The organism is Myxococcus llanfairpwllgwyngyllgogerychwyrndrobwllllantysiliogogogochensis (assembly GCF_006636215.1).
GTDB lineage: Bacteria > Myxococcota > Myxococcia > Myxococcales > Myxococcaceae > Myxococcus > Myxococcus llanfairpwllgwyngyllgogerychwyrndrobwllllantysiliogogogochensis.
This window is the reverse complement of sequence record NZ_VIFM01000180.1, coordinates 1-23,660: the sequence shown is the minus strand read 5'-3', so window position 1 is coordinate 23,660 and position 23,660 is coordinate 1. Positions and strand designations below refer to the sequence as shown.

Below are 23,660 nucleotides of genomic sequence, written 5' to 3'. Positions count from 1 at the left end.
GAGCACCCCCACCCCAGGCCCCGGCGACAGGTTCTCGGACGGGCCTGGGAGCGGAACGACCCCGGTGGGCCCGGGCAAGAAGAGGGACGCATCCCGGCGGCGATCAGCGGTCCTGGGGTCCCGGGGCGCCGCGCGAAACAAGAGGAGCCCGTCGAGCCAGTGCTTCAGGGCAAGACGAGGGACGCACTGCGGCGGCGATCAACGGTGCTGGGTTCCAGGGGCGCCGCTCGAAACGGCATGGACCCATCAGGCAAGGATGAGGGACTCACCCCGGCGGTGATCGGTTCCCGGGGCGCCGCTCGAAACGGCATGGACCCATCAGGTCAGGGCAGGTGGCCCCCGGAGGACCGTGCGACGCGGCACGCATCCATCGAGCCATCTCCTCAGGGCGCGGGCTCACCGCCCTCGTCATCCACCCCGTCTGGGGTCGACTCCCGTTCGGGGGTCGGGGTGTCTCCTCCCCGTTCCCGGACCTCGCGGGCCGCCACCCGGGGGCGCAGCCTCAGCGCCCCTTCCACTGACGGCAGCGGCTGTCCCGCCCGAAGCGCGGCCACCCCGCGCTCCAGCACCCCCAACAATGCCCCCGTCTCGGCTTCGCGCGGAGTCACCTCGGGAGCGGGCCGAGGCCCACGTCGCGTCCGCGCCTGCGCACGAGCCCTGCGCTCCAGGAACGCCAGCACCCGCTCGCGGTGGACATCCGGGTAGCGCCCGGGCTCGAAGTCGGCGGAGCGCGCCTCGATGAGCCGCAGCGTCGCCTCCAGCTCCCCGGGCTCGACGGCGGCCTCCGCCATCCCCTGCTCGGAGAGCTGCTCCCGCGACACCACTTCGTCCACGGCGTGCAGCGTGGACAACACGAGCCCCCGCGCATGCGGCCGCACGAGACACAGGTGCCCCTTCTGGTACAGCACCCACCGTCCCACGCCCACGCGGCCCGACTCCCGCAGCGCCGCCGCCAGCAGCGCGTGCGCGTGCTCCGCGCCCTTCGCGGGCATCAGATGAAACGACGTATCCACCAACAGCGAGTCCACCCGCGCGGGGTCCACGAACTCCTCCAGCGCGATGACCCGACTGGCCATGGGGTCCAGCGCCTCCAACTCCCCGCTCGTCACAGTGACCTGCCGGCCGTCCGCCAGCGTGTAGCCCCGCACCACGTGCTCCAGCGGCACCTCCTCACCGTCCGCGGAGCACACCCGCTTGTTCTGGATGCGCGCGCCGTCCGCGTCGTGCCGCAGATGGAACTGGACCTGCCGGGACACGACGGCGCCGTGCACCCTCACCGGGAGCGTCACGGGGCCGAAGCTCAGCGAGCCCACCCAGACCGGACGCGACATCACGACCTCCTCGGGCGCCCATCCCTTTCGACACCCGCCACTCCGAAATCTCCGGCTGCTCGCATGACACGACAAGGCTCGGCGGGTGTACCGCGAGGCGCACGAGCCCTCCCGCACCCGTGAGCCAGGAGTCCCGAGCCTCACTCATTCCGCCGGAACCCACACGAGGGACTTGCCGTGGAGGTGGACGCTGCCCAAGAGTCCGGGCAGTCGCTCTCTCAACGCATCAACCGGCAAAGAAAGGCGTCCTCGGTCATGCAGCGGATTCTCTCGGCGGTATGGAGCCTCGCCCTCCTCATGGGAGTGACGACGGGCTGCACCACGCAGCGCGTCCAGGCGGAGAAGGCTCTGGCGAAGACCTTCGTCTCCGATGAGCAGGAAGAGGAGATCGGCCAGCAGGTGAAGAAGGAGCTCGAGCAGAAGGAGAAGATCAAATACGTGCAGGACCCGACCATCGTCGAGTACGTGCGCAACCTCTCCGCGCCCATCATCAAGCAGGCCACCAAGGACCGGCCGGGCGTGAAGTGGAAGATCAACGTCATCGACGACCCGAAGACGGTGAACGCGTTCGCCACGCCGGGCGGCTACCTCTACGTCTACACGGGCCTCATCCTCGCCGCCGACACGGAGGCGGAGCTTGCGGGCGTCATGGCGCACGAGGCGGGCCACGTCGTCGGCCGTCACTCGGCGCGGGCCATGGTGAACCAGATGGGCCTGCAGACCGTCACCCAGCTCGCGCTGGGACAGAACCCGGGCGCGGCCGCGCAGGTCGCCGCGCAGCTCGTCGGTGGTGGCGCCATGCTGGCCCACAGCCGCAGCGAGGAACTGGAGGCCGACGAGTACGGCGCGCGCTACTCCTCCGGCGCCGGCTTCGACCCGAAGGGACTCATCAGCTTCTTCCAGAAGCTCCAGGCCCAGGAAGGCAACACGCCGGGCGTCATGAAGTGGCTGAGCACCCACCCCACCAACAAGCAGCGCATCTCCGACCTTCAGGAGTTCATCGCCAAGAAGAACCTGCGCGGCAGCAACAACAGCCCGGGCCAGCTGCCCGCCATCAAGCAGAAGCTGGGCGGGAAGTAACCTCCCCGCCCGGGCTCAGTGCAGCGTGGACGGAGGCCCGCGCTCCAGCTCCGCCGCGGAGGGCTCGGGGGACTTCCCCCGGGCCACGCGCCGCCGCCAGCGCCAGAAGGCCAGCCGGGAGCGCTTCGCGCTGGCCGCGCTCTTGGCGGCCCCCGGCGTCTTGATGGGGGGCTCTGCTGGAGCGGGCTCGCCGAACTGGCGCGCGCCCTTCTCCTTCCCCTCCGCCGAGGCGTGCTCCAGGATGGCGTTGAGCTCTCCGCCGAGGATGAACACCAGCCCGGAGATGTAGAGCCACAACAGCAGCACCACCACGCCACCGATGGAGCCATAGGTGACGTTGTACTTGCCGAAGTGCTCCACGTACTGCGTGAAGCCCCACGTGCTCGCCATCCACACCAGCGTGCCGAAGATGGAGCCGGGGGTGATGTACTTGAAGCGCTGCTTCACGTCCGGCAGCAGGTAGTAACAGAGCGACAGCACCAGCATCACCAGCCCCGCGGTGAACGGCCAGCGCACCCAGGACCAGAGGACGTAGAAGTCCTCCTGCACGTGCAGCCGAGTCGCGAGCCACGCCCCCAGCTTGCCGCCCAGGAGGAACACGGCGAAGGACAGCGGGATGAGCAGGGTGCCGATGAGCGTCATCACCATGGCCAGCCCTTGCGTCTTCCACACGGGGCGCGACTCGGGCACGTCGTAGGCCAGGTTGAGCGCCTTGCGCAGGGCGTCCACGCCCCGCGAGGCCGACCACAGGGCCACGAGCAGACCCACCGTGAGCAGCTTGGGCCGCGGCTGGTGCACCAGCGACGTCAGGTGCCCGGTCACCAGACCCAGCGCATCCCCGGGCACCAGCGGACGGACGCGGTCCAACATCGCGTCCACCGCGCCCGGCGCGAAGGGCAGGTACGCCACCAGCGTGACGAGGAAGAAGAGGAAGGGGAACAGCGAGAACAGCAGGTAGTAGGAGAGCTGCGCCGCGATGTCCGTGACGGTGTCTTCCTGGAACTCCTTCACGAAGCGCCGGGTGAACTCGCGCCAGGTCAGGTACTTGAGCCGCGGCAGCCGCATCCTTCCCTCCTCGCTCCCGACTCTCGGGTAACGGAAGGTGGGGTTCGCGACGCCTATCGGCAGCAGGCGGCCGAGCAGGCTCTCGCCCGGCTAGACGACGTTCGGCGGAAGATATCTGCCCAGCAGTGGACGAAGCCGGGAGCGCACCTCGTCCGGGATGCGGGAGCGCTCGGTCCACAGGGCCAGCGCCAGCGCGGAGTCACAGCGGCAGGCGGAGGGAGCCTCGGCGATACGGGGCAGCGCGCGGCGGATGAGCGCGGCGCCCTTGGCGGTGACGGCCTGCACGTTGTGGGACAGGCGCGCCAGGAGGGCTTCGTGCTCCTGGCCTGGAGGCAGGGGCTGCCACGAGTCGTAGTCCGTGGGCAGCGCCACCAGCGCGTAGTGCAGCTCCGCCTCCCGGGCGAGGCGCGCCTCGGGCATGGCCGTCATCCCCACCAGGTCCGCGCCCAGTTGCCGGTACAGCAGGCTCTCCGCGCGCGTGCTGAGCGAGGGGCCCTCGACGCAGACATACGTCGCCTCGGTAGCCACCACGGCACCGCTGCTGGCCGCCGCGTTGGAGAGGACCTGACGGAGCGTGCCGCAGAAGGGAGACCCCAGCTCCACGTGGACCGCGAGGTCGTCGTAGAACGTGCAGGGTCGGCGGTAGGTGCGGTCGATGACCTGGTCCGGGACGACCAGTTGGAGCGGCGGTAGGTGCTCCTGGAGACTGCCCACCGTGCCCGTGGCCAGGACGTGGGTGACGCCCAGCTGCTTCATCGCGAAGAGGTTGGCGCGGTAGGGGGCCCGGGTGGCGTTGAAGACGTGACCCGCGCCGTGGCGGGGTACGTAGACGACGGAGACGCCGTCCAATTCGCCCGAAATGAGGGGGCCCGCATGGGGACCAAAGGGGGTTTCGAGGGTGTGGGTCTCCAACCGACCGGAGAGCCCCAACAGTTGCTCCAGACCATGGCTCCCGATGATGCCCACCCTGACAGCCATGTTCCTCCTCTTGGCGCTCCGGCCGCGCCCCTGAACCATAGCGCGCCCCCCTGGCGCCGGGAGGCACGAAGACTGGTAGTTTTCGAAATTGCCATGCGTCTCCTGCCCTTCCTGCTTCTGGCGCTCGCCGCCACCCCCGCCAGCGCCCAGCGCGGCGCCGTCCCCTCCGGCTGTCAGGAGGACTACGCCACCTGCAAGGAGGACTGCTCCATCGAGTACGGAGGCAGCGGGCGCACGGTGAAGAAGCTCACCCAGTGCCTGGGCATCTGCACGGAGAACCGCGGTGAGTGCAGCGACCGGCACTCGTCGCTGCGCGGCCTGCCCGACAGCGTGGTGGCGGACGAGCCTCGTCGCAGGCGTCCCTCCTCGAAGCAGCCCGTGAGTCGGGAAGAGGACCCGTTCGGCGACTCGACGGACTCGGAGCCCCGGCGCACGACGAACCGTGAGGAGGACCCGTTCGGCGACGCGCGTCCGGACAGGGACTCGGTCCGAGGGCGTCGCGACGGCTACCGCGCGGACAGCATCCCCGCCGAGGACACCCGTCCCCCCCCAGAGGAAGTACAACCGGCGGCGCCGGTCGACACCACGCCCGTGCCCCCGGTGTCGCGACAGGGTGTCTACCGCGCCGCGGACTCCGAGCCGAAGCCCGCGCCCGCCAAGCCCGCGCCCGAGGCCGAGCCCGACTTCAGTGACTTGGAGCCGCTGGATGCGCCGCCCGCGCCCACGGCCTCCGCGAAGCCGACGCCCCGGATGGAGCCCGTGAAGCCCGCGCCCGCGAAGCCCGCGCCCACCATCGCCGACGAGAAGAAGGACCCGCTGCTCGACGACGAGCCGGCGCCCGCGCCCGTCGCCGCCACGAAGAAGCCCGCGCCCCCGCCGTCCAACCCGCTGCGCCCGTCGGTTCCACCAGAGCCCAAGACCGACATCTCCGAGTGGGACCCCAACGGGGACTGAGCTCCGCCCCGGTCAGCGCGCGCTCTCCAGCTCGAGGGACCCCAACGGGGACTGAGCTCCGCCCCGGTCAGCGCGCGCGCTCCAGCTCCAGGATGTTCCGCCACAACGCGAAGGGTGAGACGCCCGCGTAACCGCTCTCCTGGCCGTCGTTGCACTCGATGACAATCCAGCGGCCGGAGACCTCCTGCGCCACGTCCACCACCAGGAAGGGGACGTCCACCCGGCGCGCCACGTCGCGTCCCAGGGCGAGCGCCTCGCGCTGCTCAAGCTCGTTCATCGTGTACGGCGACCCCTGCCACCAGTAGGGCCCCCACCCCACCAGCTCACCGCGCCACCAGAAGGTGCGGAACTCGAACGAGCTGGGAATGCGGTCCGGCGCGCCCTCTTCCACCCGGCGCAACGGGCGCAGCTCGCGGCACACCACGCGCTGCCAGTGGAGGATGGGGTCCTTCGCATAGGCCGCCATCGCGAGCTCGAACTGCTCGGGCCCCTCGATGATGGAGAGTGACTTGCGGTGGCGGCTCGTCTGTCGCTCACCCTTCACGAAGACGGGCCAGCCGAGCGCGTCCTCCACCGTCTTCGCGTCTGGCCGCTCGTCGTACCAGACGCTGCGCGGCGTGAGGTCCGTGAGCCTCGGGTACCAGTGCGGCAGCTCCGTGGCCAACAGGTGCTGCTCCGGCGAATGCACCAGCCGCACACCCTCCGACGCCAGCTCGCGATGGCGCTCGGCGTAGTCGTTCCACACGCCCACGCGCGCCACCACCTCCAGCGATTCGGGAAGTTGATACGGGCGACGGCAGGGGAAGAACCGGTCGAAGCCGAAGTCGTAGATGCCCTGGCCCGTGGGCGCCGTCAGCACCCACAGCCGCTCCTCCACCTGGAACAGGTCCTCACCCGCACGAAGCATCACACGAGTGTACGCAGACCGAGGCCGTCCGCCACCGCACCACGGAGCATCGCTCCGTCCATGCACCACCCCTCCCACGGATGCGAGCCGTCCAGGCGGAAACGAATGTTCCAGCGAGGGAGCGCGGGCCTCGCGTATCGAGCGTGCTCGCATCCACTTCGCCTTGCTGGTGCCACGCGCACGACGTTAATGCCCGCCGCGTTCCCACACCCCTAGGAGACGTTGCATGCGAGTCGTCGTGAATTGGTTGATGTGGCCCTGTCTTGTCCTGCTGACCGCCTGTGGAGGAAGCAACACGCGTGACACGCTCGATGACGAGCGCGGCGCGATTCTCCCCAATGCGCAGACCCTCACCTGCTCCACCCTCCAGCTCGCGCGCGGCTCCATCGGCTCGGGCCAGGGCGTGCAGGGCCTGCACACCCAGACGCTGTCGGGCACGCAGGACCGCTGGGCGGAGTACGTCGAGTTCGCTCCCAACAGCTCCGCCACGTGTACCTACCCGCTGCCCACGGGCGTGAGCGCCGACACCGTCGTCGCGGCCGAGGTGGGCGTGAACTTCCGGGGCCCCCTGAAGTCGGAGATGCGCTGGCTGTTCGAGGCGTGGGACTACACGACGAGCACCTGGGTCATCGTGGGTGACAACGCCTTCGCCCTGTCGTGGAAGTGGTCCGCCACGTCACTGGCCCTCCCCTCCCCCGCGCGGTTCCTCTCCGGCGGCCCCGTGAAGCTGCGCTACCGCACGGAGTCCTCGGCGGATGCGTCGCTGCTGGACCTGCTCGTGGTGCGAGTGCAGGTGGCGGCGTCGGACGCCGGGACTCCGACGGACGCGGGCACGCCCACCGATGCGGGAGTCCCCACGGACGCGGGCACCCCGACGGACGCGGGCACGACCACCGACGCGGGCACTCCCGTCCCCTGGGAGGGCGTCAGCAGCTTCACGTACCAGCTCACGAACTATCCCCAGGGCAAGCTCGACGCCATCGCGGCCTCGAAGTTCGACCTCGCCATCGTCGAGCTGGTGCGGGATGGCTCGAGCGGCTACTTCACCGCCGCCGAGATTTCCGCGCTCAAGTCCGGCGGCAAGCAGGTGCTCGCCTACTTCGAGATTGGCGCCATCGAGGAGTACCGTCCCGAGTGGAGTCAGGTGGCCGCGGACCTGAAGCTCGGCCCCGTGGATGGCTGGCCCGATGAGCAGTACGTGAAGTACTGGGACGAGCGCTGGTGGCCCATCGTCCAGGGTCGCATCGACCGCGCGCTCGCCGCGGGTTTCACCGGTTGCTACCTGGACATGGTGGTGACGTACGAGGAGATTCCCGCCAACTCCGCGGGGACCAACCGCGCCGACCTCGCTCGGAAGATGGTGGCCCTCATCGCCCGCATCAGCCAGTACGCGAAGGCGCGCAACCCGGCCTTCAAGGTGGTGCCGCAGAACTCCCCGGAGCTCATCGACGACACGGCGTACCTGCCTGTCATCGACGGCCTGGGCATGGAGGACATGTACTGGTCCGACGACGTTGCCTGTGATGCGTCCTGGTGCGCGGAGAACCGCGCCAACGCCGCCCGGGTTCGCGCCGCGGGCAAGCTGGTGCTGTCCACCGACTACGCCACCCAGTCCGCCCACGTCGCGGATGCGTACACGCGCTCGCGTGCCGCGGGCTTCGTCCCCTACGTCACGGTGCGCGCACTGGACCGGGTGACGGTGAACGCGGGCTGGGACCCTCAGTAGCCACTCAGGTCGCCGGGCGCCCCGCCACGGGAGGCAGGGGCGCCGTCGGCGGAGCACGGGCCATCACCGTCTGGGTGAGCCGCACGCCCGCCAGGACGAGCAACCCACCCACCACGATTTCCCAGTGCAGGGCCTCGTCCAGCAGCGCCCAGGCCGCGAGCGCCGTCGCCGCGGGCTGGAGGTTGGAGAAGATGGCCACCTTCGACGCCGACACCTTCGACAGCGCGTAGTACCAGAGCACGTACGCCACCACCGACGTGAGCAGCCCCAGGTAGACGATGCAGCCCTTGGCCGCCAGGCTCGCGGCCATCAACGCCTCGGGCTTCGCCACGAACGGAGCGAAGGGCAGCATCAACACCGTGGCCATCGTCATGCACCACGCCGTCGCGCGCAGCGGACCGTGGACGGCGACGAAGGGCTTCCCCTCCGTCGTGTAGGCCACCCAGGCCAGCACCGCGCCGAGGATGAGCACGTCCCCCAGCAGCGAGCCGCGTGCATCCGCCAGCCCTCGTCCCAACAGCAGCACCACGACGCCCGCGAACGCGGTGGCGATGCCCAGCAGCGTCCGCGTGGAGGCCCGCTCCTGTCCTCGCACCAGGCTCAAGAGATAGACGCCCAGCGGCGTGAGCGCATAGAGCAGCGCGCCATGCGCGGCGGTGGAGCGCGACAGGCCGGTGAAGAAGAACACCTGGTTCACCGGGCCCGCCAGGAGCCCCAGGACGAAGATGCGGCGCCAGGCATCGCGCGGCGGCAACTTGGGCCCGGGCAGAACCAGGAGCAGCGCGACGAACACCAACCCGCTCAGACAGAAGCGCCACAACACCACGGTGAGCGGCGGCAGCTCCGTCATGGCCCGCTTCGCGGCCAGGTACGTCCCCGCGCTGATGACAACCTGGATGAGCAACGCGGCGTACACCCCGCGAAGCGAAGACTCGGAGGAGTTCAGGGGTCGAGCTTGCAGAGCGCCCATTGCGCCGCGGTACGTACCAATTCGCTCGAATCGCCGCAGAGCTTTTCGAGCAGGTATCGCGAGTCCGCCTGCCTGGCCACGCCCAGCGCGTACACAGCGTTGCGGCGAAGCACGTCGTACCGTGCACGCGCCAGCGCTGTACCGGGGATGAGCTGCTCGTACTGTGTCGGTGTCAGCCCCGCCAGCTCCAGCGTCCCCAGCTCCGCCACCGCGCGCGGCGCGAAGCGCGGGTGCTCGGCGAACACCGGCCGCCGGTTGAGCGGACACACCTGCTGGCAGATGTCGCACCCGAAGATGAGGTTGTCGAACTTGAGCCGGAAGGCCTCCGGCACCTGCTGCTCGCGGTTCTCGATGGTCTGGTAGGACAGGCACGCCCGCGCGTCCACACGGCCGTTGCCCACCAGCGCGCCCGTGGGACAGGACATGAGACAGCGGCGACACGCGCCACACCGGTCCGCCGCGGGGCCCGTCCCATAGTCGTCGACCTCGGCATCGAGGATGAGCGTGGCCAGCAGCACCCACGAGCCATACGGCTCGGTGATGAAGCAGCCATTCTTCCCCACGTAGCCGAGCCCCGCGCGCGCCGCCCACACCTTCTCCATCAGCGGGCCGCTGTCCACGCTCCCGTACGTCCCCAGGCCGGGGAACATCACGGTGACGGCCTTGCGGAAGGACTTCATCCTGTCGCGCAGCGTGGAGTGGTAGTCGCGTCCCCGCGCATACCGGGCGATGGGCGAGCCCACCGACTCCTCGTCATCACGCCAGTAGTTGTTGATGAAGGAGATGACCGTCCTGGCGCCCGGAAGCAGCCTGTCCACGTCCAGCCGCTCGGCGGCTCGCTCGCCCATCCAGTCCATGTCCGCCGCGAAGCCCGCCTCCAGCCACTCCATGAGGAAGGTGGGAGGAATGGGCTCCGCGCGAGCGAAGCCCACGAGGTCGAAGCCAACGGACCGGGCGAGGTCGCGAAGATGGGCGGTGGGCAGCACGACGGCGAACCTGGGAGCGCTACGACGCGGAGGGCTTCTCCGGAATCCACTTCACGTCCTGCACATTGGCGCGGTGGTTGGCCACGCGCGCCATGACGAAGAGCAGGTCGGAGAGCCTGTTGAGGAAAACCACCACGTCCTTCGGAATCGTCCCGTCGCGCAGCAGCGGGACGGCGCGGCGCTCGGCACGACGGCACACGGTGCGCGCCAGGTGCAGCGCGGCGGCGCCCTGCGTGCCTCCGGGCAGGATGAAGTGGGTCATCTTCGGCAGCTCGCTCTCGAAGCGGTCGATGGCGTGCTCCATGTCCTCCGCCCAGTCCGCCTTGAGCGCCGGGATGTGCGCGGACGCCTTCGTGCCCGCCGGCGTCGCCATCACCGCACCCACTGTAAACAGCTGGTCCTGGAGCCGGTGCAGCATCGCGTCCAGCTCCTGCGGCAGCGTGAAGCCCCTCGCGAGCCCGAGCGTCGCGTTGAGTTCATCCACCTCGCCGTACGCGTCCACGCGGGCGTCATCCTTCGCGACGCGACCGCCCCCGAACAGGCCGGTCTCTCCCGCGTCGCCCGTCTTCGTGTAGATCTTCATGGGTTCCGGCTTGTACCGGTGGGGCGCGCCGCGCGTCCAATGAGAAGGCGCGTCGATGCATGCGCGAAGACAGGGCCCCAGAGATGTATGGAAGACAGGAGGGGTGCTTCTTGCACGTTGTTGCTTGAACACCTACCCGAGGGCGACGTACACGCCTCGGCCCCATGCAGCCTTATCTGAACCTGCTCGACCACGTCCTCAAGCATGGAACGAAGAAGGGTGACCGCACCGGCACGGGCACGCTCAGTGTCTTCGGCCCACAACTGCGGTTCGACCTGACGCGCGGCTTCCCGCTGGTCACCACGAAGAAGCTGCACGTGAAGTCCATCTTCCACGAGCAGCTGTGGATGCTCGCGGGCGACACCAACGTGCGCACGCTCCAGGCCAACGGCGTCACCATCTGGGACGAGTGGGCCAACGCCCACGGCGAGCTGGGGCCCGTCTATGGCCACCAGTGGCGCTCCTGGAACGCGCCGGACGGCGCGCACATCGACCAGATGAAGGCCCTGGTCGACGGGCTGAAGAAGAACCCCGACTCGCGCCGGCACCTCGTCAGCGCGTGGAACGTGGCGGACCTGCCGGACATGAAGCTGCCGCCGTGCCACGTCCTCTTCCAGTTCTATGTGGCCAACGGGCGCCTGTCCTGCCAGCTCTACCAGCGCAGCGCGGACATCTTCCTGGGGCTGCCCTTCAACATCGCCTCGTACGCGCTGCTGACGATGATGGTCGCGCAGGTGACGGGCCTGGAGGCGCACGAGTTCATCCACACGATGGGCGACGCGCACCTGTACCTCAACCACGTCGAGCAGGCCCGTGAGCAGCTCTCGCGCGAGCCTCGGCCGTTGCCCCGCCTGCGTCTCAACCCGGACGTGAAGGACCTGTTCGCCTTCAAGTACGAGGACCTCCAGCTCGAAGGCTACGAGCCGCACCCCGCCATCAAGGCCCCGGTCGCCGTATGAAGCTGTCGGCCATCGTCGCCCTGGCATCCAACCGCGTCATCGGCGCCCACAACCAGCTGCCGTGGCGACTGCCCGCGGACCTCGCGCGCTTCAAGCGACTCACCATGGGCCACACGCTCATCATGGGCCGCAAGACGTATGACTCCATTGGCCGTCCGCTGCCGGGCCGCGCCTTCATCGTCGTCACGCGCCAGCAGGACTTCGCGCCCGATGGTGTGACGGTGGCCCACTCCGTGGAGCAGGCGCTCCAACAGGCGCGGGCCCGAGGCGATGACGAGGTCTTCATCGCGGGCGGCGCGGACCTCTACGCCCAGACGATGGACCGCGTGCAGCGCCTCTACCTCACGCGCATCGCTCGCGATTACCCGGGCGACATCTTGTTCCCGGAGGTCGACCTGTCCGGCTGGCGACTCGTCGAGGAAGAGCAGCACCCGGAGTCAGAGCCTCCGTACGCGTTCCTCACCTACGAGCGCTAAGGGGCACATCCCTCCTTCCGTCGCTCGTCCGCCAGGCAGCGCACCGGGCGCCGTCGGGTGGCTCCCACGCGAGGCCGTGTCCACCTCCAACGGCATGTGGACCACCCTCACCTTCCCGCTGCCGCAGCACCTCATGAGCCGCACCCTGCGCACGGCGTCGCTGGCCGGTGCCACCGGACTCGCGCTCGCCAACACCGCCACGCTTGCTCGCCTCTCCCGGCAGCTCGACGCCCAGCGAATCCGGAGGCCCCTGCGAGCCCGAGCCTTCCGCGCACTCGCCGTCGGAGCCAGCGCCCTGGGTGCCACCGCGCTCGGCGCACTCGCCGTCGGAGCCGTCGCCATCGGCGCGCTCTCCATCGGCTCCTTCGCCATCGGCCGCCTGCGGGGCGGTGACTGGCGCCTCGCTCGCCTGCGCATCCATTCCCTGGAAGTCGAGCAGTGGACAGGCCCTGGCAACTTCACTGCCGGCACCACCGCCCCTTCGCGCGCTTGAAACGCCCATTTTGATATTGATTCGCAAAATTGAAACCCTCATCCCCCGCTGGTAGACGAGGACCATGAATCGTGTGGTCTCCGTCGCCTTGTGCCTCGTGCTCGCGGTGCCTCTTTCGGCCGTGGCGGGCGAGGTCGGCGCGGATGAGCGGACGTGGCACCGATTGGTGGGCATCCTCCAGTACCTGGAGGCGGACTATCCGGCCGCCATCGAGTCCCAGTCGGCGTTCGAACTGGCGGAGCAGAAGAGCTTCGCGGCCGAGGCGGTGGACGCGGCCCAGGGCCTGGGCGCGGCGGCGGCGGTCTTCGTCCCTCGCGTGAAGGCCATCCAGGCGCGCGTGGACCAGTCGCGCGACGCGGAGGGCGTGAGCCGGGACTGCGGTGCGCTGGTGGAGGACCTGGTGCTCGCCGGGGGCCTTGCCCGCAGCCCGCGTCACCCGCCGGACCTGAAGCTCGGCGAGAAGCTCTTCCAGACGAACTGCGCGGCCTGTCACGGCGCGGACGGCAGCGCCAACCTGCCCATCGCCGCCACCATGGAGCCCCAGCCCGCCAACTTCCGCGACGCGGAATTGATGGGCGGCCTCACGCCCTACAAGGCCTTCAACACCACCAGCTTCGGCGTGCCGGGCACCGCGATGCCGGCCTATCCCACGCTGAGCGAGGACGAGCGCTGGTCGCTGGCCTTCTTCGTCTTCACCCTGCGCCAGCCGCCGTGCGAGAGCCCTCCGCCGCGCGCGTCGCTGGAGCGGCTGGCGAACACCACGGATGACGAGCTGGTGAAGTCGTTCGGCGCGGAGCACCTCGCGTGCCTGCGCCGCGAGCTGCCGCAAGTGGACGAGGAGCGCTCGCTGATGATTGCTCGCGACGGCGTGCAGGAGGCGCTGCGGCAGGGCGCGGCGGGCAACGCGGCCGGGGCGAAGGCGGCCTTGTTGGATGCGTACCTCAATGGCCTGGAGCCGGTGGAGCCCAAGCTCAGCTCACGGGACTCGGCGCTGGTGCTCAAGCTGGAGCAGGGTTTCCTGAACGCGCGGCTCGCGGCGGAGAACGGCAGTCCGCGCCTCCAGGACGAGGGGCGTGAGCTGGTGTCGCTCCTGGACCAGGCGCGCCGGGGCAGCGGCACCGCGGCGGACCTGGTGTCCACGCTGTGGCTCACCGTGTTCATCCTGCTGCGCGAGGGCTTCGAGGCCACCATCATCGTCGCGGCGCTGCTGGCGGCCCTGAAGAAGATGAAGGCCACCGAGCACGTGCGCGTGGTGCATGCCGGCTGGATGTCCGCGCTGGTGGTGGGCGCTGGGGCCTACCTGCTCGGCCGACACCTGCTGGCCGGCGCGCAGCGCGAGTGGCTGGAGGGCGTGGCCGCGCTCGTGGCGGTGGGCATGCTGGTGTACGCCGCGATGTGGCTCAACGCGCGCTCCAACATGAGCCAGTTCATGGGCGAGCTGCGCCAGAAGATGCAGGGCGCGCTCGGCCGCGGCAGCATGGTGGGCCTGTTCCTCATCGCCTTCACCGCCGTGCTGCGCGAGAGCTTCGAGACGGCCATCTTCCTCCAGGGCCTGGCGCTGGACTCGCCCGAGGGCGTGGCCTGGGGCTCGCTGGTGGGAGTGGTGGCGCTCGCCATCCTCGTCCTCTTCATCAACCGGCTGGGCTTCCGGCTGCCCATGAAGACGCTGTTCAACGTGTCCACGGGGGTCCTCGTCGTCACGGCGGTGATGCTGCTGGGCAAGGGCCTGCACTCGCTCCAGGAAGTGGGGGCGCTGCCGCTGGTGCCCGTGCGCTTCTTCACCCTGGACCTGCTGGGCATCTACCCGGACCTCGTGTCCCTGCTGCCCCAGGCCCTGCTGGCCGCCGCGCCGGTGGCCCTGGTGCTGCTGCGGCGCCGGGCTCGCGCCGACCGTGTCACCGAGGTGTCCGCCAGTTGACGCGACGACACCCCCGGCCTTGCGGTAGTTTGTGCGGGTGAGGTTTTCGCGCGCGCTCTCCGCCTGGCTGGTCGTCCTGCTCCTGTCGAGCACAGGCTCCGCCCGGGGTCAGCCCGTCCCCCAGGAGGACGAGCCGGCCCAGCGCCCCGCCCCGGAGCTGTCGCCTCCTCCGCTCGTCCCCGTCTCGCCAGGAGACAGCACGTCGCGGGACGACCAGGGCGACGACGACACCCAGGCCACCCCCACCCCGCCCGCCGGCACCGAGGTGACGGAAGAGGCCCGGCCCAGCCGCAAGGCCGCCGTGGAGGACCCGGTGCCCCGCGTCGCGGTGGAGTTCGTGGGAGGAACCGCGGGCGGAATCGCGGGCGGCGCCGTGGGCCTGGTGGTGGGCTATCTGCTCGGCGCGCCCACGGTGGGCTGCGACGAGTGTCAGGTCGTCTCGCTGGTGGGTGGCCTCACCGGCGTCGTCATCGGCATCCCCGCGGGCACCTGGGCGGGCGGCCGGCTCATGGACGGCAAGGGCACGCTGCTCGCCACCGTCGGAGGAAGCCTGGTGGGCTGGGGCGGCGCGCTCCTGGGCTCGCTCATCCTCGGCGCCAACGATGACGACAAGGCGCTCGCCGCGCTCCTGTTGCTGCTCCCCGTCGCCGGAGCCACCACGGGCTACGAGCTGTCCCACCAGTCGCAGCGCCCCGTGACGACGCCCGCACAGACGCGGCATGACTCCGGCGTGCGGCTGCTGCCTGTCGCGGGAATGACCGAGCACGGTCCACGACTGGGGCTGATGGGGCGGTTCTGAAGTCCGCCCCTCCGGCTCACGCGCCGATGCGGAAGTACTGCAGCGACTCCTCGCGCACGCGGCCTTCGGCCACCAGCTTCTCCAGCGTGGCCAACGCGCTGCGCTCCGCCACCGGATGCAGCAACGGCGGCGTGTCCGCGTAGGCCCGCTCCACCACCTGCGCCAGCGTGACACCCTCGGGCGGCACCGCCTGGAGGATGAGCGCCTCGCGCTGGGCGCGGTGATTCAGATACTCCTGGAGCTTCGCGGGCCCATCCGGCAACGGCTGGCCATGCGCGGGATACAGCGTGCCGACGGGCCAGTCGCGCAGCCGGGCGAGCTGCGTCAGGTAGTCGCGCATGTTGCCCTCGGGCGGGTCGATGACGATGGAGCCCACGCCGGCCACCATATCTCCCACCACCGCCGCGCGGCTGCGCTCATCCACGAGGCAGATGTGGCCCCGTGCATGTCCAGGCGTGTGCAGCACCCGCCAGCGCTGGGGCACCTCCCCCGCCAGCTCCAGCACCTCGCCGTCCTCCAGCAACCGCTCCACCGGGAAGTCGAGCCACTCCGCCGTCTTCGCATGGCACCACAGCGGAATGCCCAGCCGCTCCTTCACCGCGCGCGCGCCGCCGACGTGGTCGCCATGGTGATGCGTCAGCACCACCGCGACCGGCTTGAGCCCGTCCGCCTTCAAGCCCGCGACCAGCGACAGCAGCTTCGCGTACTGCTTCACGTCTCCGGAGCCCGGGTCCACCAGCAGCAGCTCGCCGTTGCCCAGCACGTACGCGTTGGTGTGCGTGGCGGGCGGCAGCGTGGGCGTCTCCAGCGCCACCACGCGCACGCCTTGCTGGAACTCGATGCGCTGCGCGATGTAGCCCGGGCAGTACGGCGGCGTCGCCAGCCGCGCCCTCGCGTCCGCCTCGTCCGTGAAGGTTCCGAGCACCTGGAGCGCATGCACCGCGGGCGGATGAAGCAACGCGGAGCCGTCACCCCAGCGCGCCAGCGCCAGCGCGGGCGACACCCACGCGCCCTCCGACAGCTCTCCAGGCCACAGCTCCGTGCGGGCGTGCGGCGGCAGCTCCACCAGATAGAAGTGCGTGTCGAAGCGCACCGGCACCGCGTGCGGAGTAATCCACCGCCCCGCGACACGGAAGTCCTCGGCGCGCAGCGCCAGGCCCTCGCCCTGGAGCAGCTCGCCCCAGCCGCGCTGTCCCGCCAGCAGCGCCTTTCGCAGCGCGTCCTGCTTCTCCTGGGAGAGCGCCTCGGCGCCCTCGGCCATCAGCACGCCAGCTTCCTCGAAGAGCTCGCGCGCGGCGGCCGAGCGCAACGCGGCCTCCTCTCCACTGACGCCCCGCACGGGGACATCCGCGTCGGCCTTGTCCAGCTTGCCTCCGGGGAACGCGTAGAAGCCGCCCGCGAACGCCAGCGCCTTGCCGCGCTTCACCCAGTAGACCTCCACGCCCGGGCCCACGCGGCGATACAGGAGCGCCACGGCGGAGGCGCGGGGCTCGGCGGGGACATGGCTCAGGTCCAGGCCGAGGCCCAGACCGGGAAGACGCTCACTCATGATTGCACCGCCTGACCGAGGAGCTGGCCCATCAGCTCGTGCGCTGCTTCCGACTGGTCCGGCCGCACGAACAGCCGCGTGAGGCGGACGGCCCCACTGTAGCGCTGGTACAGCGCCGTGTAGCGCGCCACTTCCGTCAGCCGTCCGGTGGACGCGTCGATGATGAACAGGCTCGGCCCCGGGCTCGCGGGCCCGGAGGCGTACTTGCTCAGGACGTTCACCGACTCGACGACGTAGTGCTCGAAGCCCGACGAGACGAGTGCGCTGCGCAGCACGTCCAAATCGTACCCGGCGTCCCGCTCCGTGTACTGCGCCAGCAGCTTGAAGCCCTGACGGGTGATGATGCGCTGTGCCCACTTGTTGCGTGAGCGGCGCAGCGTGTACCAGAGCGCGGAGTCGTCACAGAGCAGGAAGGCCTCCGGGTCCGACGGAATCTCGAACTCGCCGGGCGACTCCTCGTAGTAGCGCCGCAGCATGTAGTCGAAGCTGACCGACGTGTGGTGCAGGTACACCGAGACGAACATGTGGTACCGGCTGAGGAGGAAGTCCTCGAAGGCGAACGCCGCCGCCCGGCTCAGCGCGAGGTAGGCCCGCCCGTCCTTCACCGCCGGGTTCAGGTTGCCGATGATCCAATCCATGTCGTACCGGCCGTAGTTGACCCCCGTGTAGAAGGAGTCGCGCAGCAGGTAGTCCATGCGGTCCGCGTCCAGCTCGCCGGAGACGATGGCGCGCAGCAGCGGCGTCCAGTCCACGCCATCCCACGTGAAGCCCGGGTCCTTGGGCGGCTTTGCCCCCGTAATCAGCGCCACCGCGCCCATGGGGGTGATGCCCTGGGCGCCGAACTCGCGCTCGATGATGGGCGTCAGGGAGCTGTCGAGCAGGATTTTCGCCGTGTAGTCCTCGTGGGTGGCCTGCTCGCCTTCCGCCACCGAGTCCAGCCAGCCGGGCAGGCGCAGCAGTGAGCGCTTCGGGGCGATGCGCTCGGAGGCATGCGACAGCGGCATGTGGCCCAGGTCATGACAGAGGACGGCCAGGCGCACGGCGGTGCAGAAGCGCTCGCGCACGTCCTCGGGGAGCGACGAGCGGGCGGCCACCGCCCCGAACACCCGCGAGGCGACGTGCATGGCGCCCAGGGAGTGGATGTGCCGGGTGTGCGTGGCCCCAGGGAAGGCCAGGTCCCCGAAGCCGAGCTGCCGCACGTAGCGGAGCCGCTGATAGTGGCGGCTGTCGATGACGGCCTTCTCCGACTCGCTCACCGGGATGGTGCCGTGGATGGGGTCGCGGATGCGCATGGTGCCCTTTCCATACTCCTGGATACCCCTATCGGAGGTAGTCCACCGTACTGCAAGCCCTTCCGGGAGGTAGCCCAGGAGGTAACCAACCGTCACCAGTGGACTGGGCTCGGAACGGGGGACGTGGTAACCCTCCCGGCACCTCCGAATGCACATCATTCTGCTGCACAACCGCGACCACGAGCTCCTCCAGGATGACCCGGGACGGGAGGCCCGAGAGGACGTGGTGCGAGTCGCCGCCGCGCTCTCCGAAGCGCTCACCCAGGGAGACACCGTCGCCGAGCCGCTCGCTATCGAGGGTGACCGGCTGGACTTCGTGGACATCCTGCGGCGCCGGCAGCCGGACCTCGTCGTCAACCTCTGCGAGTCGCTCGCCGCGGACAGCCGGGGAGAGATGGCGGTCCCCTGCCTGCTGGATGCGCTGGGGCTGGCCTACACCGGCTCGTCCGCCCTGTCGCTGGGGCTCGCGCTGCACAAGCCCAAGGCGAAGGAGCTGCTCAGCGCGCGCGGCGTGTCCACGCCCGCCTTCCGCGTGGTGGAGCGACTGGAGGACGCGCTGGCGGTGGACCTGCCCTGGCCCCTCATCGTCAAGCCCGCGCGCGAGGACGCCAGCATGGGCGTGACGGGAGACTCCGTCGTGTACGAGCGCTCCGCGCTGGTGCGCGCCTGCGAGGCGGTGCTGCGCACCTTCCACCAGCCCGCGCTGGTGGAGCAGTTCATCCCCGGCCGCGAAATCTACGTGCCGCTGTTGGGAAACCAGCCGCGCCGTGCGCTGCCGTTGACTGAAATCCACTTCGGTCGGACCTTCGAGGACCGGCCGAACATCGTGTCGTACAGCGCCAAGTGGGAGGAGGGCTCTCCCGAGTACCGGGATACGCCCGCCGGGCCGTGCCAGGTGGATGCGGCGCTGGAAGCTCGTTGTGTGCAGGTCGCGCTGGAAGCCTTTGCAGCGCTCGACTGTCAGGACTATGGACGGGTCGACCTTCGGGTGTCTCCGGAGGGTGTGCCCTACGTCATCGATATCAACCCCAACTGCGACCTTCATCCGGGTGCGGGGTTCGCCAGAGCCGCTGCCGCCGCGGGCCTGGACTACCCAGCCCTCGCCGCCCGACTGGTGGAGGTCGCTTCCGAAAGAGCCCATGGACATCCGTCCCATCGAAGGAAAGGACCGGGAGCCCCTCGCCGCGCTGATTCGAAAGATCGAAACCTTCTCGCCGCAGGAGGTTGAGGTCGCCATCGAGCTGGTCGGCATCGCGCTTACGCCGGGCAACACGGACTACGCCATCATCGTCGCGGACCGGGACGGCCAGCTGGTTGGCTACGTCTGTTACGGCCCCACGCCGATGACGGAGGACTGCTACGACCTGTACTGGATTGCGTCCTCTCCTGAGGTGCGCGGTCAGGGTGTGGGCGCGGCGCTGGTGTCCGCGATGGAGGGAGACCTGCGTCGGCGCAACGGCCGGCTCATCCGCGTGGAGACGAGCGCGACGGAGGCCTACGGCCCGACGCGCGGCTTCTACGCGTCCATGAAGTACGGCGAGGAAGCGCGCATCCGCGACTTCTACAAGGTGGGGGACGACCTCATCATCCTCACCAAGCGGCTGTAGGCCACCGCACGGGGTGTGGGGCGGTTGAAGACTTTGACCGCCTCCCCCGTTAGAAGGGGCGTGATGACTCGCACGCTCCGACCGATGTCCCTGGCCCTCGTGTCCCTGTGCGCCCTGCTGACGGGCGCCCCTGCCGCCTGGGCCCAGGCCCCCGCTCCCACCGCGCCCGCCGCGTTGTCCGACGTGGTGAAGGCTCCCCGCCCCCAGGGTGGCGAGTTCTTCGGTCTGTACCTCATGGACAAGAAGGTGGGCTGGCTCTTCACGGACCTGGTGGTGATGCCCGGTGAGCCGGCGCGGGTGAAGAGCATCAACCAGCTCGTTTTCAAGGCCCTCGTCGGTACGCGCCTGTCGGAGCGCAACCACCGCGAGGAGCGCGTCTACGAGGCGAAGCCCGGCGGACGCCTGCTGTCCTTCAGCGTGGTGCAGCGAGGCGACGGCGGCGACCAGACGCTGGAGGGCACGGCCACGCCCGAGGGTGGCATGCGCGTGGTGCGCAAGCGCCTGGGCCATGCGGACGAGGTGCTGCCGGTGGCCGCGACGAAGGAGCGCGTCGAGGACGCGGACCAGGCGCGCGTGGCGCTGGCTCGCAAGGCGAAGGTGGACGGCTTCGTGCTGGATGGGATGGACCTGGAGACCTACGGCCTCACCACCACCATGGAGCCCGCCGAGCAGCGGACGGTGAACGGCGTGAAGGTGAAGCTGGGCAAGGCCAGCAGCATTTCGCAGAAGGAGAAGGTACCGGTGGTCTCCTACGTCACCCAGCGCGGGGAGATGGTGCTGGTGGACTTCGGCCAGACGATGCAGGCGCGCAAGGAGACGGAGGCCGTCGCCAAGCGCATGGATTTGGTGGAGGTGTTCGGCCTCACCCGCGTGGTGCTGCCCAAGCCCCTGCCGGAGTCCGCGCGGGCGGTGCCTGGCAACGTGAAGCTGGTGGTGACGGGCCTGCCGGAGAAGTTCCGCGTGGGGACATACCGGCAGAAGTTCGCCGCGCGGCCGGATGGGAGCGTGGAGGTGACGTTGCAGGCCGCTGCGCCCTCGACGGCGGCGCGCAAGCCGCGACCGGTGGCGGACCCGGATGGGGGGGAGAACCTCAAGTCCAACCTCATCGTGGAGAGCGATGCCCCGGCCATCCGCGAGCAGTCGAAGAAGATTATCGGTGACGAGAAGGACGCGTACCGCGCGGCGCAGAAGGTGAACACGTGGGTGGCCACGCATCTGGAGAAGGACTACGGGGCCAGCGCGGACCGGGCCACGGATGTGCTGCGCCAGAAGCGTGGGGACTGCACGGAGCACTCGCTGTTGTCCGTGGCGCTGCTGCGCGCGGCGGGCATCCCCGCTCGGCGCGTGGATGGCGTCATCTACATGGTGAACCAGGACGGCGTGCCCGCGCTCTACTGGCACGAGTGGGTGGAGGCGTTCGTGGGTGAGTGGACTCAGTTGGACCCGACGTTCAACCAGCCCGTCGCGGACGCCACGCACTTCGCCTTCGGCTACGAGGGGAACGCCGAAATCACCCCCCTCATCGGCACGCTGAAGGTGACCGAGGTCAAGTAGTCCTGGCTCGCGGAAGCACGCGGGCCTCACCGGCCCGCGCCCGCCGAGGCATGGCGGATTGCCTCACAAGGTGAAGCACCGGGCCACCACGCAGGAACCTCACCGGTCCGCGCCCGCCGAGACCAATCGGGCCACCTTACGAGATGAAGCGCCGGGCCCGCCCATTCAGAGCGCGGGCCTCAAGTTCCGCGCTCGCCGTTTACGTACCCTTGGGAGTCTCCGTCAGACGCTCCGCCAGCTCCTTCGCGTCCGTACGGGGCCGCTCGCAAGCAAAGCCCCGGCACAAGTATGCGGCGCCCTGCCCGCCCACCGGCTCGCGCCCCTCGAACAGCTCCTTGAGCAGCGAGGGCGCGGGCTTGCCCGCATCCTTCCAGCCGAAGGCGAACGTCGGCGCATAGACGTGGTTCGCCGCGCTCAAGAGCGGCGCCACCGCGTCGCGTGAACCTGCGAACGTCACGCCCGCCGCGCCGTCCAGGAGCGAGTCCGCCGCGAGCCCCAGGTAGCCGTAGCCCATCGCATTGGCCACCAGGCCCTCGCGCATCTTCCCCACGTACTTCGCCGGAAGCTCCAGGTGCCGCTCGTTCCCCGTGAGCGCGGCCAGCGCCACCTGCGCCTCCGTCAGCGTGGACGCCCCGGACGGAAACGCGTTGTCGAACAGGCCATAGGTCGCCACCACCAGGTCCTTCTGTCCGCGTGGCGCGGTGAAGTACGCCCGCTTCTCCTCATCCCAGAACAGCTCCACCGCGCGCTTCACCAGCGCCTCGGCCGCCTCCAGGTACTTCACGTCGAACGTGGCCTGATAGAGCGCGGTGAGCCCCGAGGCCAGGTCCCCATAGTCCTCGAGGAAGCCATCGATGCGCGCCTGCCCCTCCTGGTACGAGCGTGCCAGCCGCGTCCCGTCCCACATCTTCGCCAGCACGAAGTCCGCGGCGGACACCGCGAGCTTCGTCCAGTCCGGACGCTCGAAGACACGCGCGGCCAGCGCCAGCCCGCGAATCATCAGCCCGTTCCAGCCCGCCAGCAGCTTGTCATCCCGGCCCGGCTTCACGCGCTTCTCGCGCGCCTCGAACAACACCCGACGCGCCTCCGACAGCTCGCGCTCGACCTCCTCCACCGGCAGGCTCCGCTCGCGCGCCAGCAACTCCGCTGGCACCACGACCTCCAGCACCGTGGCCCCGTGCTCGAAGTTGCCCTGGGACGTGATGCGGAAGTGACGCGTCACCAACTCCGCGCGCGCCGGAGGCAGCACCGCCTGAAGCTCCTCCGGACGCCACACGAAGAACTTCCCCTCCTCGCCCTCGCTGTCCGCGTCCTGCGCCGCGTAGAAGGCCCCGCCCGCGTCCGTCATCTCGCGGCGCACGTACTCCACCGTCTCCTCCACCACCTTGCGCCACAGCGGCCGAGGCTCCACCTGCTGCGCCTCCGCGTACAGGTGCACGAGCTGCGCGTTGTCGTAGAGCATCTTCTCGAAGTGCGGCACCAACCACCGCGCGTCCACCGAGTAGCGATGGAAGCCACCGCCGAGCTGGTCATAGATGCCCCCCAGCGCCATGCGCTCCAGCGTGAGGAACACCGCGTCCCGCAGCGGCGCGCCGCCCCCACGCCTCCAGGCGCGCAGCAGCAGGGAGAAGTTCATCGGGTTGGGGAACTTGGGCGCGCCGCCGAAGCCGCCATGCACCAGGTCCACCTGCTGCACCATGCGCTTGCCCATCGCCACCACGTCCGCCGCCGTCAACACGCCGGGCGCCGCATCAAGGCCGTACGCGGCCAGCTCGCCCAACCCCTCCTCGAACTGCTCCGCCTGCCGCTTCACTTCCTCGCGCTTGTTCTCCCACGTGTCCCGCAGCGCCATCAGCAGCCGGGGGAAGCCGGGGCGCCCGTAGCGGTCCTCGGGCGGGAAGTAGGTGCCTCCGTAGAAGGGCTTCAGGTCCGGCGTGAGGAACACCGTCAGCGGCCAGCCCCCACCCTGCCCCAACAGCTGCACCACGCCCTGGTAGATCTGGTCCAGGTCCGGCCGCTCCTCCCGGTCCACCTTGATGTTGATGAAGCCCTCGTTCATCAGCCGCGCCGTCTCGGGCGACTCGAAGGACTCGTGCGCCATCACGTGACACCAATGGCACGCGGAGTAGCCCACGGAGAGCAGGATGGGCTTGTCCTCCGCCCGCGCTCGCGCGAGCGCCTCGTCCCCCCAGGCAAACCAGTCCACGGGATTGCCGGCATGCTGGCGCAGGTACGGCGACGGCTCCTGGGCCAGACGGTTGGAGGAACCTGACGACGGAGGGTGAGAGGACATGCGGACTCCAAGCAAGGGACGGCCACGGCACGGCATACGGAGCCCGGGAAAACACGGCAAGCCCCAAGGGCACAACCCTCCACTGGAGAACGGGAGCGAGGTACGCTGGGCCCAAGACGTGAGCATGGTTTCCCCCGCCC

At 69.8% G+C, this 23,660-nt stretch carries 21 protein-coding genes; 11 read left to right on the top strand and 10 right to left on the bottom strand.

Features of this window, described 5'->3' with window-relative positions:
• Positions 1 to 383: 383 nt before the first annotated feature.
• On the bottom strand, positions 384 to 1,331 hold the full coding sequence (gene ku / locus FJV41_RS33535) for a non-homologous end joining protein Ku (protein ID WP_141646671.1): 948 nt from the start codon (positions 1,329 to 1,331) through the stop codon (positions 384 to 386).
• Positions 1,332 to 1,586: 255 nt separating this feature from the next.
• Here ku and FJV41_RS33530 point away from each other — a divergent pair, with 255 nt between their 5' ends.
• A complete protein-coding gene (locus tag FJV41_RS33530; protein ID WP_141646670.1) occupies positions 1,587 to 2,411 on the top strand; it encodes a M48 family metallopeptidase in 825 nt (274 codons plus the stop codon).
• Positions 2,412 to 2,426: 15 nt separating this feature from the next.
• Here the strand turns inward: FJV41_RS33530 and FJV41_RS33525 are convergent, their stop codons facing one another.
• On the bottom strand, positions 2,427 to 3,476 hold the full coding sequence (locus FJV41_RS33525; protein WP_141646669.1) for a YihY/virulence factor BrkB family protein: 1,050 nt from the start codon (positions 3,474 to 3,476) through the stop codon (positions 2,427 to 2,429).
• Between the two features lie 90 nt (positions 3,477 to 3,566).
• On the bottom strand, positions 3,567 to 4,454 hold the full coding sequence (locus FJV41_RS33520; protein ID WP_141646668.1) for an MTAP family purine nucleoside phosphorylase: 888 nt from the start codon (positions 4,452 to 4,454) through the stop codon (positions 3,567 to 3,569).
• Positions 4,455 to 4,547: 93 nt separating this feature from the next.
• On the opposite strand from FJV41_RS33520, the gene FJV41_RS33515 reads away from it, so the two are divergent.
• Positions 4,548 to 5,408, top strand: coding sequence for a hypothetical protein (locus tag FJV41_RS33515; RefSeq protein WP_141646667.1), 861 nt, complete (start codon positions 4,548 to 4,550; stop codon positions 5,406 to 5,408).
• Between the two features lie 67 nt (positions 5,409 to 5,475).
• Here FJV41_RS33515 and FJV41_RS33510 read toward each other — a convergent pair whose 3' ends face one another.
• Complete coding sequence (locus FJV41_RS33510; RefSeq protein ID WP_141646666.1) at positions 5,476 to 6,315, bottom strand: ATP-grasp domain-containing protein; 840 nt, start codon at positions 6,313 to 6,315, stop codon at positions 5,476 to 5,478.
• 226 nt (positions 6,316 to 6,541) lie between these two features.
• Between FJV41_RS33510 and FJV41_RS33505 the strand changes: the two genes are divergently transcribed.
• The gene (locus tag FJV41_RS33505; RefSeq protein ID WP_141646665.1) at positions 6,542 to 8,041 is read left to right on the top strand and encodes an endo alpha-1,4 polygalactosaminidase; all 1,500 of its coding nucleotides are present in this window, start codon (positions 6,542 to 6,544) and stop codon (positions 8,039 to 8,041) included.
• 4 nt (positions 8,042 to 8,045) lie between these two features.
• Here FJV41_RS33505 and FJV41_RS33500 read toward each other — a convergent pair whose 3' ends face one another.
• From FJV41_RS33500 to FJV41_RS33490, 3 genes are read right to left on the bottom strand one after another with little or no spacing between them, the layout of a single operon-like run.
• Positions 8,046 to 9,011: a DMT family transporter gene (locus FJV41_RS33500; protein WP_141646664.1), complete on the bottom strand. Its 966-nt coding sequence runs from the start codon at positions 9,009 to 9,011 to the stop codon at positions 8,046 to 8,048.
• Entirely contained in the window at positions 8,984 to 9,997 is a 1,014-nt protein-coding gene (queG, locus tag FJV41_RS33495; RefSeq protein WP_141646663.1) for a tRNA epoxyqueuosine(34) reductase QueG, read from the bottom strand. The genes FJV41_RS33500 and queG overlap by 28 nt, the downstream gene beginning before the upstream one ends.
• 19 nt (positions 9,998 to 10,016) lie before the next feature.
• Positions 10,017 to 10,580, bottom strand: a complete 564-nt coding sequence (locus FJV41_RS33490; RefSeq protein WP_141646662.1) for a cob(I)yrinic acid a,c-diamide adenosyltransferase — start codon at positions 10,578 to 10,580, stop codon at positions 10,017 to 10,019.
• A 164-nt stretch (positions 10,581 to 10,744) separates the two neighbouring features.
• On the opposite strand from FJV41_RS33490, the gene FJV41_RS33485 reads away from it, so the two are divergent.
• The 5 genes from FJV41_RS33485 (at position 10,745) to FJV41_RS33465 (ending at position 15,225) form a co-directional block, all read left to right on the top strand.
• Positions 10,745 to 11,539, top strand: coding sequence for a thymidylate synthase (locus FJV41_RS33485; protein WP_141646661.1), 795 nt, complete (start codon positions 10,745 to 10,747; stop codon positions 11,537 to 11,539).
• The gene (locus FJV41_RS33480; protein WP_141646660.1) at positions 11,536 to 12,015 is read left to right on the top strand and encodes a dihydrofolate reductase; all 480 of its coding nucleotides are present in this window, start codon (positions 11,536 to 11,538) and stop codon (positions 12,013 to 12,015) included. Before FJV41_RS33485 ends, FJV41_RS33480 begins: the two co-directional genes overlap by 4 nt.
• A gap of 76 nt (positions 12,016 to 12,091) precedes the next feature.
• Positions 12,092 to 12,508 carry a hypothetical protein gene (locus FJV41_RS53205; protein WP_217445888.1) on the top strand — a complete coding sequence of 139 codons (417 nt, stop codon included), beginning with the start codon at positions 12,092 to 12,094 and terminating at the stop codon, positions 12,506 to 12,508.
• 64 nt (positions 12,509 to 12,572) lie between these two features.
• Entirely contained in the window at positions 12,573 to 14,426 is a 1,854-nt protein-coding gene (locus FJV41_RS33470) for an FTR1 family protein (RefSeq protein WP_141646659.1), read from the top strand.
• A 37-nt stretch (positions 14,427 to 14,463) separates the two neighbouring features.
• Positions 14,464 to 15,225 carry a GlsB/YeaQ/YmgE family stress response membrane protein gene (locus FJV41_RS33465; RefSeq protein ID WP_141646658.1) on the top strand — a complete coding sequence of 254 codons (762 nt, stop codon included), beginning with the start codon at positions 14,464 to 14,466 and terminating at the stop codon, positions 15,223 to 15,225.
• A gap of 16 nt (positions 15,226 to 15,241) precedes the next feature.
• Here FJV41_RS33465 and FJV41_RS33460 read toward each other — a convergent pair whose 3' ends face one another.
• Both FJV41_RS33460 and FJV41_RS33455 read right to left on the bottom strand, forming a co-directional pair.
• Positions 15,242 to 16,774 (bottom strand): MBL fold metallo-hydrolase, encoded by a 1,533-nt coding sequence (locus tag FJV41_RS33460; protein WP_141646657.1) that lies wholly within the window; start codon positions 16,772 to 16,774, stop codon positions 15,242 to 15,244.
• The gene (locus tag FJV41_RS33455) at positions 16,771 to 18,066 is read right to left on the bottom strand and encodes an HD domain-containing protein (RefSeq protein ID WP_141646656.1); all 1,296 of its coding nucleotides are present in this window, start codon (positions 18,064 to 18,066) and stop codon (positions 16,771 to 16,773) included. Before FJV41_RS33455 ends, FJV41_RS33460 begins: the two co-directional genes overlap by 4 nt.
• A gap of 148 nt (positions 18,067 to 18,214) precedes the next feature.
• On the opposite strand from FJV41_RS33455, the gene FJV41_RS33450 reads away from it, so the two are divergent.
• The 3 genes from FJV41_RS33450 (at position 18,215) to FJV41_RS33440 (ending at position 21,227) form a co-directional block, all read left to right on the top strand.
• The gene (locus tag FJV41_RS33450) at positions 18,215 to 19,294 is read left to right on the top strand and encodes a D-alanine--D-alanine ligase family protein (protein WP_141646655.1); all 1,080 of its coding nucleotides are present in this window, start codon (positions 18,215 to 18,217) and stop codon (positions 19,292 to 19,294) included.
• A complete protein-coding gene (locus tag FJV41_RS33445) occupies positions 19,206 to 19,673 on the top strand; it encodes a GNAT family N-acetyltransferase (protein WP_141646654.1) in 468 nt (155 codons plus the stop codon). Before FJV41_RS33450 ends, FJV41_RS33445 begins: the two co-directional genes overlap by 89 nt.
• A gap of 63 nt (positions 19,674 to 19,736) precedes the next feature.
• Positions 19,737 to 21,227 carry a transglutaminase-like domain-containing protein gene (locus FJV41_RS33440; RefSeq protein WP_181791110.1) on the top strand — a complete coding sequence of 497 codons (1,491 nt, stop codon included), beginning with the start codon at positions 19,737 to 19,739 and terminating at the stop codon, positions 21,225 to 21,227.
• A gap of 199 nt (positions 21,228 to 21,426) precedes the next feature.
• Here the strand turns inward: FJV41_RS33440 and FJV41_RS33435 are convergent, their stop codons facing one another.
• Positions 21,427 to 23,520, bottom strand: a complete 2,094-nt coding sequence (locus FJV41_RS33435; protein WP_141646652.1) for a thioredoxin domain-containing protein — start codon at positions 23,518 to 23,520, stop codon at positions 21,427 to 21,429.
• Positions 23,521 to 23,660: the final 140 nt, after the last annotated feature.